Raw genomic sequence first — 11850 nt, forward strand, 5'->3', positions numbered from 1 at the left:
GCCAGTCTTTTCCGGCGAGTGATACATTTTTTTGTTTTTCGCATCCTCAATCTAAGCGGTGCAATTTTTCTATTTCGCTCCAAAATACACTTTTAAGTAGAATGATCCCAAAATTTAGTGCAGCATCTGGTTAGGTTAATCAGTGCTTAATGGTTTGTGTTCGAAATTATAACGGTCCGAATCAAATGGGAAAAATCGCCTGTGCATTGCTTGGCGGCTTCACTAACATCAATGTCTGAGCAAATTTCAAACCTCCCGCCTAAGATGAAAAGTATTGGTGTTTTATCTGCCTTGCTTTTTGCACTTTCTGCCGTCGCCCCGTCTGAGCTGTTAAAGCTTGGATTTTTAGCAGCGGGGGCGTCTTCTTTGATCGTCCTACTAAGCACCCTATTGCTTTCACGTGGCAAAGAGCAAAAAGGCAAAGCGGCCGTTCAACAATATGAAAATTTGGTCATGGATGACCTTTCCAAATGCCTGATCACCGACGGCGACGGGGAGGTGTTGTTCAAAAACACTCGGGCGAAGGGCCAAAACACCCCGACCTCCCTTCCGCAATCTATGGCGTCATACTTATCGTTTTCAGTTGCAGGTGCTTTTGAACTCGCCCCGCGTCTTTTGGAACGCGCGAAATCCGTCGGCAATGCCCAAGAACACCTACAGCTAAGGCGCGTGCCAGCAAGAATTAGCGTTCACAAGATCGAAAAAAATCGTTTCTTATGGCGGCTGGAAGAAGAACTTGATCACAAAGAAATCAACCGGAATTCCGACGGGATCAGTTTGCCGATGCTTACGGCTTCCGCAAACGGTTCCATCCTATTTATGAACGATGCCATGCGACGCCTTATTGGCAGTCGCGAAAGAACGTTGGATCGTGTTTTCCCAGATTTACCGATAAAGACTGGGCAAAAAAACCGCGTGTCTGGTGCTGACGGAGTATTAAATTCTGTTGTATCTGTCATCGAAGGCGCCGCAGGTCGGCAGGAAATCTACCTCGTTCCGAATATTGCGCTAACTGACTCACAACATAGTTCACCTTCTGTTTTTGAAAAACTGCCTGTCGCCTTGATGGAAATTGCGCCAAATGGAATAGTCCAAAAGGCAAACCAACGCGCGCGTGATCTTCTGGGTGAATTTGAAGGAGATACAGCAGCACTGTCTGAATTGGTCGAAGGCTTAGGGCGTTCAATTCGGGATTGGGTCGATGACGCCTTTCAAGGGCGTGGATCCCAACATTCCGAAGTCATCAAAGCACGCCGTGAAGACGCCGAAGTCTTTGTTCAAATAACGTTAGCCCGAGTGATCGACGATGAAAAAACCCGTTTATATGCCGTTTTAACAGACGCGACAGAGTTAAAAAGCATCGAAGCTCAATTCGTCCAAAGCCAGAAAATGCAAGCAATTGGCCAGCTGGCCGGTGGAGTAGCACATGATTTCAACAATCTCCTGACCGCTATAACTGGCCACTGTGATCTCTTGTTGATGCGTCATGATCAAGGCGATCCTGATTTTTCCGACCTTACCCAAATCAATGAAAATGCGAACCGCGCAGCGAGCCTCGTTGGCCAACTTCTCGCTTTTTCTCGGAAACAAACGCTACAGCCAGAAGTCGTAGACATTCGCGAAACGCTGTCTGACCTAACCCACCTATTGAACCGCCTGGTGGGTGAGAAAGTTACGCTGGCCTTGAACCACTCACGGGATTTGCCGAATGTGAAAGCCGACAAAGGTCAGCTGGAGCAAATTATCATGAATTTGGTCGTCAATGCGCGTGATGCTATGCCTGAGGGTGGAGAAATCGACATTGAGACGACGCATGAACATTTAAATCGTCCCTTATTCCGTGATCGTGTTGAAGTGCCGGTTGGTGACTATACATGCATTCGCGTCAAGGATCAGGGGCATGGAATTCCCGAAGACAAACGCGCAATCATATTCGAGCCATTTTATACAACCAAACGCGCCGGCGAAGGCACTGGTCTGGGTTTGTCGATGGTTTATGGGATTATCAAACAAAGTGGTGCGTTTATATTTGTAGACAGCGCAATAGGAACAGGAACTGTATTTACGCTTTATTTCCCGTCATGCTCTGAAGAAGCAACAGCAGCGCCAAAACCACGTCTTGAGAAACCTATTGAACGCAATGACGCTGCGTCGGGTGTGGTTATGCTGGTAGAGGATGAAGCCCCCGTCAGAGCCTTCGCATCCCGCGCGCTGCGTATGCGCGGATATACGGTTCTAGAGGCGGATTGTGCGGAAGCAGCACTTGAAACTCTGGAAGATTCAGACCTTCAAGTTGATCTGTTTTTAACGGACGTCATTATGCCCGGAATGGATGGCCCGAGTTGGGTCAAGCAAGCGCTTCAACAAAGACCCGAAACAAAGGTCATATTTGTTTCGGGTTATGCAGAAGATGTATTTAACGAAGAAGGCATGCTACCAAATGCGGTATTCCTCCCCAAACCGTTTTCTCTCAAAGAGCTGACAAAAACGGTCCAGACCCAAATAACGCGGCCAAACTAAAAGATATCTGACCGCTGAAAACAGCGGTCAGACCGTAGATAGTTACATCCGCATATTCGCGCCATTTGCATCATACAGGGGCGCCCCTAGTACTTCCGCATCGTAAAGCTCACCTAAAATTTCAATCTGAAGCTTTGTGCCTGACGCCGCATTTTCTGACGAAACATACCCCATTGCCATCGATTTTTGTACATGATGGCCATAGCCACCTGAGCTGATATATCCAACCGCTTCGCCATCTTTAAGAATGGCTTCGTCATTTGAAACATCAATTCCGTCGACATCAATCGTCAATATCACAAGGCGCTGCTTTGGCCCAGCATCACGCGCGGCAATGGTTGCATCTTTGCCGATAAACTCCTTTTTCCAATTGATGAAGGCGTCCATACCACTTTCGACGGCATCAAAATCGGGGCGGAAATCAAGTGTCCAAACACCCCACCCTTTTTCCAACCGCATCGACATCAACGCGCGCGCTCCATACCAACGGTAACCGATATCTGCACCAGCCTCTTCGATGGCTTCTGCCAATCTCAGCAAATACTGGGGTTTGCAATAAATCTCATAACCGAGTTCTCCAGAGAAACTGATCCGATTAAGGATCACTGGTACGCCACCAACGTATGTCTGACGCAGATCGCGGAACTTAAAGGCTTCGGCGGACACGTCATCCCGAGTTATTCGCTCAAGCAGCGCGCGGGATTTCGGCCCCGACAGAGCGATGCCGTGCCAATCATCAGAGACATTACTATAGGTCACACCATTTGGCAGGTCTTTTTCAAACCAGCGGCGGTGTGCTTCTTGCATCGCACCTGATCCGAACAAAATGAAATGTTCATCGCTCAGACACGCGACGGTTAAATCGCCATATAGTTTACCTTTTGGCGTCAACATCGGCGTCAAAGTTAAACGACCAGGTTTCGGAACATATCCCGCAAGCGTGCGATCCAGATAGGCACGCGCGCCCGCCCCTTTGAATTCGTGCTTGGCGAAATTGGCGATTTCAATACCGCCGACGGCCTCGCGCACTGCTTTTACTTCGCGGGCCACATACTCATGGGAACGATTGCGTTCAAAGGTTGGTTCCTCATGGGCGTCAGCTGGTCCATCCGCGAACCAAAGCGCATTCTCAAGCCCAAAGCCCTGCCCCATGCGCGCACCTTTGGCCACCAAACGATCATAAAGAGCTGTGGTTTTCTGCATCCGACCTTTCGGCAATGTTTCATTTGGGAAAGTCATGACAAAGCGACGTTCATAGTTTTCCGTGGATTTCACGGTACCCCAATCGGGTGTTGCGAAATCACCGAAGCGTGCAACATCCATCGCCCAAACATCAATCGACGGTTCGCCGTCAATCATCCATTCCGCCATGGTCAATCCAACGCCGCCCCCCTGACAGAACCCTGCCATAACGCCGACCGCACACCAGTAATTTTTCATGCCCGGAACAGGGCCAATCATTGGGTTGCCATCAGGACCAAAGGTAAATGGGCCATTAATCATGTCTTTGATCCCTGCACGACCGATGGCCGGTATCCGTTCAAATGACATTTCAAGCCGATCCGCAATGCGATCTAGATCTGGCTGTAAAAGTTCATGACCAAAGTCCCAAGGGGTCCCCCCAACCTTCCATGGCGTGCCTTTGGGTTCATAGGTTCCCAGTAGCATCCCCTGGCGTTCCTGACGGAAGTAAATGTTAGCCTCATAGTCGATACCAGCAGGCAGACGGGTTGGGTGATTGGCAACTTCGTCAATTTTATCTGTGATCAGATAATGGTGTTCCATTGGCTGCACAGGCAAATTCAAACCCTGCATATGCCCCACTTCTCGCGCCCAAAGGCCGCCGCAATTAACGATGTGTTCTGCATTGATCACACCATTTGGTGTCGTCACATCCCAGCTGCCATCAGCACGCTGAGTTGTCGCTGTAGCGGGTGTGTGGGTGAAATACTGCGCTCCATGTACTTTGGCCGCTTTGGCAAACGCATATGTCGCCCCAGATGGGTCGAGATCACCATCCTGATCATCCCAAAGTGCTGCGTAGTAGTGACTTGGGTCGATCAATGGATGACGCTCGGCAACTTCTTTCGGGCTAATAAACTCTTGGTTTAGCCCCATATAGCGCGCTTTGGAGCGTTCGCGTTTTAGGTAATCGTACCACGTTTTATTTGACGCGAGATAAAATCCACCGGTGATATGCAGACCAACTGAATGCCCTGACAGCTCTTCAATTTCTTTATAAAGATCAATTGTATAACTCTGAAGGCGTGAAATATTCGGGTCAGAGCTAATGGTGTGGATTTGACCTGCTGCGTGCCACGATGACCCAGACGTCAGTTCATCGCGTTCCAACAGAACAACATCTTTCCAACCAAATTTCGCGAGGTGGAACAGGATGGAACACCCCACAACACCACCGCCAATGATGACAACTTTGGCGTGGGACGGAAGTGTTTTACCGCCGGTGGATTCGTCTTTTTGAATTTCAGGCATTTGCGTATCTCTTTAAACTTAAATGAGGGGGGACTTAGTACCAAGCGTCGGGAATTTCTTCTTTGCGTTTGGCAACATAAGTCGTGAGCTCTTCTTTGACGGCGCTGTCTATAGGCGGTGGTTCATATTGATTTAACATCAAATTCCAACGGTCGTAGGCGCGTTCACGCATGTCCTTTGCACCGCCTTCTTCCCAACTTTCGACATTTTCACTGTCGCTGAGGGCGGGTTCATAAAACGCGTTCTGATAGTTGCGCATGGTATGTGCAGACCCTAAGAAATGGCCGCCCGGCTCTACTTCTTGGTAGGCATCACGTGCGAAGGCTTCGTCGCTGACATCTAACCCTTCTGAGAGAACCTTTTGATAAGATCCCAACCGATCAGCATCCATAATCAGTTTCTCAAACCCAACACAAAGCCCGCCTTCCATCCAGCCAGCCGCATGCAATACAAAATTCGCACCAGCCAACATCGTTGAATGCATGGAATCCGCGCTTTCGTAGGCGGCTTGGGCGTCTTCGATTTTTGATGCGGTTAATGATCCACCACACCGAAGCGGCAACCCCGCACGACGTGCCAACTGGCCAATTGCGTAATTTGAAACAACTGGTTCCGGCATACCAAACGTAGGTGCGCCAGATTTCAGAGACATTGAGCTGAGAAAATTGCCCAACACAAAGGGAGCGCCAGGACGGACAAGTTGCGAAAACGCGCAGACCATCATGGCCTCTGCCATGGCTTGTGCAATTGATGCAGCTGTCGAAACAGGGCCCATTGCGCCAGATAGGATGAACGGGACTACAACAATCCCCTGCCCGCGCGCAGAATAAGTTCGAATAGCTTCTGTGACCACACGGTCGACAAGCAGCGGAGAATTGGTATTCACATTCCCCATGATGACGCAATTGTTGTCCATGACTTCTTTGCCAAAGACGATCTCCGCCATATCAACGCTGTCTTGGGCACGCGACATTTCCGTGATGGCCCCAAGATGCGGTTTATCGCTTAGCGTCATATGCGCGTACAGCATGTCAAAATGGCGTTTACTCACGGGGACATCACAAGGTTCGCAAATGACCAACCCACCGTGATGTAAGTTCGGATGCATGTAACTAAGCTTAACCAGCTTTTCAAAGCTATCCATATCACCGTAACGCCGACCACCTTTAAGGTCGCGCACAAATGGCGCCCCGTATATCGGTGCAAAAACTTGATTGTTTCCACCAATTTTCACGGAACGCGCTGGATTTCTGGCGAGCTGTGTAAATTCCTTTGGCGCTTTTGAACATTGCGCGCGCACCCATTGCGCATCAGCACGAACAATATCACCATCAAGCTTGATTCCAGCATCTTTCCAGATTTTCAAAGCGTCTTCATCATCGCGAAATGCGACTCCGATCTCTTCCAAGATCCAATCAACCTGGCTTTCAAGTTTAACAATCTGTTCCTCATCCAATGGATCAAAAAATGGAAATTTTCTTTGTATCCATGGAGATGCAGCAATTTCTTTATGTGCATCTAGCCTATCGCGTGATGCGCGGGTTCGTCTTGCCATTCAATGACTCCAAAATTGAGGTTGCCTGACAATAACCTGCTCTCGCGCACCTGTGACGCTTGAAAATTTTTATGAATTGGATAAATGTGAGTTATGCAAAATCTTTGGTCACTCCTAACAAGCCCAAGACATCTTATTGTTTTTGAGGCAGCTGCCCGCCTTGGATCATTTACAAAGGCGGCAGCTGAACTGAATATTCAGCAACCTGCGGTGAGCATGGCCATCAAGCAAATGGAAACATCCCTTGGTGTTTTACTCTTTCAGCGAAGCCATAGAAAAATTGAACTAACAAAAGCCGGAGAACGATTTTTCGTCGACGTCACCATCGGATTAGACCACATTCATAGCTCTGCGCGTGCCATTCACCAGCGCGGGCAAAATGATCACGTCACCCTTTCTGTATCGACAGCATTTGCCTATTACTGGATGGTGCCACGGCTAGAGGCCCTCCATGAAGACCACCCCGGCGTTGACCTGAGATTGCAAACCAGTGATCAGGAGCCCGATATTGAATCTGAGGGGATTAGCCTTGCCATTCGACGCGGGAACGGTACATGGCCACGCGTACATTCCGCGCTGATCGCCCCAGAGATCATCTATCCAATTGCAAGCCCGCAGGTCATGCAATCCGCTATCAATTTGAAAACCGCCGCGAATTTGCTCCACGAGCGGCTCATTCATTTAGAAGAGCCCGTTCGCGAACGCCCTACATGGACACAATGGTTCGCACATTTTGATGTCAAAGATGCAACTCCGAAAGCAGGCCTTAGATTAAATGATTACGCATTGGTTTTACAGGCCGCGCAGGCAGGTGAAGGATTTGCATTTGGGTGGAAACACGTCACGGAAAACCTCATAGCAAAGGGGCTTCTGGCCGCAAAAACAGAATGGAGCTGGCACACAGGCAGCGGATTTTACTTAGTGTGGTCGAAAGAAGTACCGCTCATCCCGCAAGCCGAACGCGTGCGGGACTGGATGATCGCCACAGCGCAAACCGCAATGAGCCGTTAAATCGGCTATGGCTTTCAATACGCCATAAAACAAAAAAAGGCTCGCAAATTGCGAACCCTTTGAATTGCAAGCAACGAGTGCTTTGACAATTAACGCTTTGAGAACTGGAAAGAACGACGCGCTTTGCGCTTACCGTATTTCTTACGTTCAACAACACGGCTATCGCGTGTCAAGAAGCCAGCAGCTTTCAACGCGCCACGCAAGGAGGGTTCATAAAGCTGAAGCGCTTTAGAAACACCGTGCTTAACAGCACCCGCTTGGCCAGAAAGACCGCCACCTTTTACAGTTGCGTAAACGTCGAATTCGCCTTCAACGCCAGCAACAGTAAAGGGTTGACGCAAGATCATGCGCAGCACTGGGCGCGCGAAATATTCGTCTTGGTCTTTGCCGTTTACGATAACTTTGCCAGAACCTGGTTTGATCCAAACACGTGCAACAGCATCTTTACGTTTGCCGGTTGCATATGAACGACCCAACTCATCGCGAACAGGTTCGCGTGGTGCGGCAACTTCGAGAACTGCTTCAATGCCGGAAACGGCAGTGTTCAGTTCGTCCAATGATTTGATTTCGTCAGACATGATTAGCTCCGCGTATTCTTGGAGTTCATGGATTTAACATCCAGAACTTCGGGCTGTTGTGCTTCATGCCCGTGCTCAGCACCTGCATATACGCGCAAGTTGGTCATCACTTGGCGAGAAAGTTTGTTACCAGGCAACATACGTTTCACCGCTTGGGTTACAACGCGCTCTGGATGTGCCCCTTCGATGATCTGGCGTGCCGTGCGGGATTTAATCCCACCTGGGTGGCCAGTGTGCCAGTAATATGTTTTGTCATCACGTTTTTTGCCGGTCAGCTGAATCTTGTCAGCGTTGATTACAATAACGTTGTCGCCCATATCCATGTGAGGAGTAAAAGACGCTTTATGCTTGCCGCGAAGGCGCATGGCGATGATTGAAGCAAGACGGCCCAACACAACGCCGTCAGCGTCGATGATGATCCATTTTTTTTCAATATCCGCCGGAGTAGCGGTGAAGGTTTTCATGTTCATAACCCTTAGGTTTTCGAGTCTGTATAGACATTGGTCCATACGCGAATTTGATGACCGGGTTTTATAGGGTTTACAGCGACAGTCAAGCGCATGAAATTCTAATTTATTACTATAATTCAAATACTTACAAAATAGGTATTAAAATACCCCAAAATTACACCTCTATTTCATCGGGCGGATTCGACAAAAGCCGTCTTAATTTAGAAAGAGCATCCTCAAAGCACGCTAGCGACACCTGCGCATTGACCGAAATACGAACAGCATTTGGCGCACGCCCATCAAGCAGGGCAAAATCATCAGCAGAACGCAACAACACCCCCTCCGCCTCGGCTGCACGGCAAAAGTTCCCGCCGCGCCACCCACGGGGCAATTGTACCCAGAAAAATGCGGCGTTCTCGCGCCAACTCAAATCAAAACCGCCCAGTATGTTCACGGCAGATCTAACATATTCAGACATGACGCGATTAATTTCATGCAAAAGATCACGGGTCTTAGGGTTTGAATACAACGTTTCGATGACATCACAGAGCGGCTTTGCCAAACCAAAATGACTATAATGGGAAACACGTCGCAATTCAGAAGCGCGCGCCTTAGGGGAAATAACGTAACCAATACGTAATGAGGGCGTAAAGGATTTGGACATAGATGAAAGATACCACCCGGTTTCGGGCAGCAATGCGCGGTATGTAGCTACAGAAGATCGCTTTGTACCGTAACAATCATCTTCGATCACCTGCAGGTTACCCCGACGCGCAACATCAGCGATTTGCTGTCGACGCCATAAAGGCGTGTGGGTCGCTGTAGGATTGTGCACATCAGGCGACGTACACAGCACCTGACCGCGATAGGTTTTTATCGCCTCTTCCAACGCCTCAGGCAAAATTCCATTTTCATCGCATTTTATCCCAACAACATCTGCGCGCAAAAGCTGAGCTGCATGGCGAAAGCCAGGATATGACAATTCTTCAACAAAAATGACCGGCCGCGCACCACGTAAAATCGATTGCAGGCAAAGAATTAGCCCATTTTGACTGCCATAGGTTAACGTCATGTCATCCGCGCTAAAATTTCCCAGCACAGGATCAAGCAACCAATCCGAAATCCAAGAGCACAGAACCTCACGCGCCTTTCTATCGTTGTGGCCCGATGGATAGCGCATTGTCCAACTATCCTCGCTTTCAGACATCTTTTGGTAGGTATGACGAATTGCATCTGTTTGCCCAACATCAGGGAGTCGCGGACTTTTTAGACTCACCGTTTCTGGCCAATCATTTACCAAAACAGGGCTATGTATCGATACAATTTCGGATGATTTTGGAGAAGCAACAAATGTACCGCGCCCCACGACAGCCTCTAATACCCCCTCAGAAACAAGCAACGAATACGCCCTTGCAACGGTTCCTGGTGTTACCTTAATTTCCCATGCTAAGTCTCTGACAGTAGGTACTTTTTCCCCGACTGATAAGTGAGCTTTTTCAATAGAATTTCGAATAAAATCCGCAAGCGTTTGGTATTTAGAACCCGTTCCGGCGGTTATATCAGGAGTCCAAATTGTACCCATAACAATCTTTCATTAGACCTAAGGAATTTTGCTTTGTATCAATATATCACTATCACATCCGCCGTTTTGTATCAATACAAAGTAAGGAAAATACCATGACGACACATATCACATCCCTCGAAGCCCAAAATGTATTGGCACAATCACAGCCTCTTACAGTGTTTTCACAAATGGCTGTTAATGTTGCGATGACTGTGGTCAAATGGGAAACCCGTGCACGAACCCGACGTGCACTTAGCAAATTAGATGCCGCCCAGTTGGAAGACTGCGGCCTGTCACGCGATGTTGCTTATACGGAGGCACATCGTCCGTTCCGGAAAGACTAATCCCCGTCGACCAGAACCTCTTCCTGGGCCGGGCTTGTCCCGGCCCCTTTTTGGAGAGGCGGAATTGAATAGGTAAGACTTGCGCGCGCCACAGGTTTTTCCATTCCCTGCGAGTATATTAAGACATCCCCAACCACCAACGCGCGCCCAAGTTTGTGGATCACAGCCCTTGCGATCAAATCGGTATTGGCTTCAGGTTTGCGCATAAAATCGATCGAACAATTCGTCGTAACTGCTAATGCTTCGCGCCCAATTCGTGCCAAAATCGCAAAATACATGGCGACATCAGCCAGTGCAAACATGGATGGGCCGGACACTGTGCCACCTGGGCGAAGGTGTTTTTCCCCCACCACCAACCGTATTGCAGTTTCTGAATCCGATAGATTTTCAATAATAAAATCATCACCAACTTGTGGGAAAATTCCGCGAATATACGCTGCCAATTCTTCGCGCGACATTTTCAAAGTCATACTTTCCCTCCTGAAACCCTGCACCTATGCTGGCAACAAATCACGGCGGAGAGCAAGATGAACAATTTAGTGTTACGTAACGACACGGGCGCGGTTGCACGGCTGACGATGAACAGCCCAAAGAATTACAACGCTCTATCAGACGCAATGATTGAATCTTTGACGTCAGAACTTCGCTCTATCGCGGATGATCCGAAAATCCGCGTCGTTATTCTTGCCGCCTTAGGAAAGGCATTTTGTGCAGGGCACGATCTAAAGGAAATGACCGCAAAGCGTGATGCCCCAGATAAGGGCGCAACAGCGTTAAAAGCCTTGTTCGATAACTGCTCGGCCTTGATGCAGCTGATTCCAACCCTACCACAGCCTGTCATTGCGGAAGTTCACGGTGTGGCTGCAGCAGCCGGCTGCCAATTGGTGGCCTCATGCGATTTGGCAATTGCGTCCGAAAACGTGACCTTCGGGGTGAATGGCGTCAATATTGGCCTGTTTTGCTCAACGCCCATGGTCGCCCTGAGCCGCAATATAAACCGCAAAGCCGCTTTTGAGATGCTGACGACCGGTTCTTTCATATCGGCGCAACGCGCTGTTGAACTAGGATTAATAAATCAATCCACCGCGCCAGAAGACCTAGAGGCTGAGACATTAAAGATGGCGCAAGTTATTGCATCAAAACTAAGCGCGGCGGTGAAGGTCGGGAAACAAGCTTTTTACGAACAACTTCAGATGCCCCTAGATCAGGCCTACGCTTACACCAGCGAAGTGATTGTTGAGAACATGCTTTTTCGAGACACTGAAGAAGGTATCAAAGCATTTCTAGAAAAGCGTACCCCTGATTGGGCAGATTAAAAAAAGGCGCCGATTTAGGC

10 protein-coding genes are annotated in these 11850 nt (G+C 48.9%); 4 read left to right on the forward strand and 6 right to left on the reverse strand.

The features are described 5' to 3' along the window. Nucleotides 1-231: 231 nt before the first annotated feature. Nucleotides 232-2520 (forward strand): PAS domain-containing hybrid sensor histidine kinase/response regulator, encoded by a 2289-nt coding sequence (locus tag G9C99_RS01495; RefSeq protein ID WP_231703939.1) that lies wholly within the window; start codon nucleotides 232-234, stop codon nucleotides 2518-2520. 42 nt (nucleotides 2521-2562) lie between these two features. On the opposite strand, the gene G9C99_RS01500 is transcribed toward G9C99_RS01495, so the two are convergent. Together G9C99_RS01500 and G9C99_RS01505 are read right to left on the reverse strand one after the other, a co-directional pair. Further along, the gene (locus G9C99_RS01500) at nucleotides 2563-5013 is read right to left on the reverse strand and encodes a GcvT family protein (protein ID WP_166415684.1); all 2451 of its coding nucleotides are present in this window, start codon (nucleotides 5011-5013) and stop codon (nucleotides 2563-2565) included. 34 nt (nucleotides 5014-5047) lie between these two features. Beyond that, nucleotides 5048-6568 (reverse strand): trimethylamine methyltransferase family protein, encoded by a 1521-nt coding sequence (locus tag G9C99_RS01505; RefSeq protein WP_166415685.1) that lies wholly within the window; start codon nucleotides 6566-6568, stop codon nucleotides 5048-5050. 93 nt (nucleotides 6569-6661) lie between these two features. Between G9C99_RS01505 and G9C99_RS01510 the strand changes: the two genes are divergently transcribed. Then, nucleotides 6662-7579 (forward strand): LysR substrate-binding domain-containing protein, encoded by a 918-nt coding sequence (locus G9C99_RS01510; RefSeq protein ID WP_166415686.1) that lies wholly within the window; start codon nucleotides 6662-6664, stop codon nucleotides 7577-7579. A gap of 89 nt (nucleotides 7580-7668) precedes the next feature. On the opposite strand, the gene rpsI is transcribed toward G9C99_RS01510, so the two are convergent. The 3 genes from rpsI to G9C99_RS01525 form a co-directional block, all read right to left on the reverse strand. Then, nucleotides 7669-8157, reverse strand: coding sequence for a 30S ribosomal protein S9 (gene rpsI / locus G9C99_RS01515; RefSeq protein ID WP_166415687.1), 489 nt, complete (start codon nucleotides 8155-8157; stop codon nucleotides 7669-7671). 2 nt (nucleotides 8158-8159) lie between these two features. Further along, the gene (rplM, locus tag G9C99_RS01520; RefSeq protein WP_166415688.1) at nucleotides 8160-8621 is read right to left on the reverse strand and encodes a 50S ribosomal protein L13; all 462 of its coding nucleotides are present in this window, start codon (nucleotides 8619-8621) and stop codon (nucleotides 8160-8162) included. 160 nt (nucleotides 8622-8781) lie between these two features. After that, the gene (locus tag G9C99_RS01525) at nucleotides 8782-10188 is read right to left on the reverse strand and encodes an aminotransferase-like domain-containing protein (RefSeq protein WP_166415689.1); all 1407 of its coding nucleotides are present in this window, start codon (nucleotides 10186-10188) and stop codon (nucleotides 8782-8784) included. Between the two features lie 95 nt (nucleotides 10189-10283). On the opposite strand from G9C99_RS01525, the gene G9C99_RS01530 reads away from it, so the two are divergent. Beyond that, nucleotides 10284-10514 carry a DUF1127 domain-containing protein gene (locus tag G9C99_RS01530; RefSeq protein WP_166415690.1) on the forward strand — a complete coding sequence of 77 codons (231 nt, stop codon included), beginning with the start codon at nucleotides 10284-10286 and terminating at the stop codon, nucleotides 10512-10514. On the opposite strand, the gene G9C99_RS01535 is transcribed toward G9C99_RS01530, so the two are convergent. Beyond that, nucleotides 10511-10984: a PaaI family thioesterase gene (locus G9C99_RS01535; protein WP_166415691.1), complete on the reverse strand. Its 474-nt coding sequence runs from the start codon at nucleotides 10982-10984 to the stop codon at nucleotides 10511-10513. The genes G9C99_RS01530 and G9C99_RS01535 overlap by 4 nt on opposite strands. Nucleotides 10985-11041: 57 nt before the next feature. Here G9C99_RS01535 and G9C99_RS01540 point away from each other — a divergent pair, with 57 nt between their 5' ends. Beyond that, nucleotides 11042-11830 carry an enoyl-CoA hydratase gene (locus G9C99_RS01540; RefSeq protein WP_166415692.1) on the forward strand — a complete coding sequence of 263 codons (789 nt, stop codon included), beginning with the start codon at nucleotides 11042-11044 and terminating at the stop codon, nucleotides 11828-11830. Nucleotides 11831-11850 lie beyond the last annotated feature (20 nt).

Source organism: Cochlodiniinecator piscidefendens (assembly GCF_011326755.1).
GTDB lineage: Bacteria > Pseudomonadota > Alphaproteobacteria > Rhodobacterales > Rhodobacteraceae > Cochlodiniinecator > Cochlodiniinecator piscidefendens.